Origin of the sequence: Mycobacterium hackensackense, assembly GCF_025822555.1 — a bacterium.
Taxonomy (GTDB): domain Bacteria; phylum Actinomycetota; class Actinomycetes; order Mycobacteriales; family Mycobacteriaceae; genus Mycobacterium; species Mycobacterium fluoranthenivorans.
In genome coordinates, this window is record NZ_JACKUC010000027.1 from 1 (window position 1) to 1,863 (window position 1,863).

The 1,863-nt window shown below is 65.4% G+C and carries 2 protein-coding genes; both read left to right on the plus strand.

Features of this window, described 5'->3' with window-relative positions; translation table 11 throughout:
* Positions 1 to 98 precede the first annotated feature (98 nt).
* The gene (locus H7J86_RS01575; protein WP_267288949.1) at positions 99 to 1,439 is read left to right on the plus strand and encodes a sugar ABC transporter substrate-binding protein; all 1,341 of its coding nucleotides are present in this window, start codon (positions 99 to 101) and stop codon (positions 1,437 to 1,439) included.
* Between the two features lies 1 nt (position 1,440).
* On the plus strand, positions 1,441 to 1,863 hold a 423-nt coding region (locus tag H7J86_RS01580; RefSeq protein ID WP_267288951.1), incomplete at its 3' end, for an ATP-binding cassette domain-containing protein.

The window sequence follows — 1,863 nt, forward strand, 5'->3', positions numbered from 1 at the left end:
GGCGCAACGGTTATACTCACCGTGCGTTGCAGTCGCGGTAATTCTTATGGTGAGCCAGAATCTCGGCAAGGCCTCGGCCGGCCCGTACCGTCGGCGCGGTGAATGCCGAAGAGCGCCGAGCGATCGACCCCATCCTGGAGCGCCTGGACACCTACGGCCTGGGGCGGCGCCAGTTCGTCAAACTGCTCGCCGGCAGCGCAGCGGCGCTCACCGCTGCGGGCGCGCTGACCGCCGTGGGCCGCCGTAGCGAGGCTCGCGGTGACGCGGTCGCCTACACCGATGGCCAGTTCGCGCTGCTGAACTGGTCGGCCACCGGCGACTACCAGGTGCAGTGGGCCAAGGCCTACCAAGAGGCCGCCGCCCAATTGGGTTACAAGAGTGTGGTGTTGGACGGCAAGAGTGACGCCGCCGTACAGTCCAACCAGTTCAACCAGTTGCTCACCCAGAAGACCACCGCCATCTTCGTCGGGCTCAACGACGCGGGCGCACTGCCCACCCTCGCCCACGACGCCAACGACCGCGGGGTGCTGTTCCAGGCAGCCTGGAACTCGCCTGCCTGGTACACGCCGTGGCACAGCGATGCCGACGGCAACAAGTACAACAGCTTCCTGATGCCCGACGAGTACATCGCCGTCGGCAAGGCCGTGGACGTACTGGCCAAGAAGGTCGGTGAGGAAGGCACCATCGTCCGGGTCGGGGGCTACTACCCGTCGATCGACGGCTGTGAGGTGCAGCGCCGGCTCGCGGTGCGCGACACCTTGAAGAAGTACCCGAAGATCAAGTTCGCCGGTGAATTGCACGCGAAGTACGACGCCGATCTGTCCCAGCGGGCTGCGGCGTCACTGCTGGCCCGGTACCCGGATACCGTCGGCATTGTCGCGGTCAACGACGACGCCGCCACCGGGGTGGTCGCCGGTATCGAAGCCGCGGGCAAGGTGCCGGGCAAGGACGTCTTCGTGGTGGGCGCTAACGGCTCCACGGCGGGAATCGACCGGATCGTCAAAGGCACCCAGCTGGTGACCACGGGCAACGTCCCGGCCTACCCGTCGTTCGTCACCATCGCGCAGTTCCACGACCGGCTCAACGGCTGGAAACCCGAGGCCGCCGAACGCTTCTACAGCTGGCACGCCGAGATCATCACCGCCGACAACGTGCAGGCCTTCAAGGCCCGCTACGTCGATGGCCCGATCGCCGAGTCATTCGACGTCAAGCGGCTGTCCCGGGTCGAGCATCCGAACGATTTCGATCTGCAGTTCGACGGTTTCCCGGTCGAGGATCTGGAGACCATCTGGCCGGGGGTCCCCAAGCCCAAGGACTTCCAACTGCCGCAGGCCTATCTGAACGCACAGCGCAACGGCGACTTCGACCGCATCCGGGCCTTGTACAAGGACCACTACCGCACGCCGGTGCTCGCGCCATCCCCTTACCAGAAGGTCTGATATGACAGCACAGAGTTCGTCGGGCCCGAGGCTGCAGGCCACCGGCATCGTCAAATCGTTCGGTGCCAACCGCGCCCTCAAAGGTGTCGATCTTTCGGTGGGCGACGGCGAGGTCGTCGGACTGATCGGTGAGAACGGCGCAGGCAAGAGCACCATCCTCAACATCATCTCCGGGGTGCTGCCGTACGACGCGGGATCCCTGATCCTCGACGGTCGTGAAATCGCTCCGAAGACCTACCAGGAAGCCAACCGGCTGGGTATCTTCCGGGTGTTTCAGGAGGCCAACCTGGTGGACTCCCTGGCGGTCTACGAGAACGTGTTCTTCGGTTGGGAGCACCTGTTCCGCTCCCGCACCGGCGGATTGGATCGACGTGCGCTGCGCCGCGCGGCAACCGAGGCCTTGGACAAAGCGGGGGTGGACGGC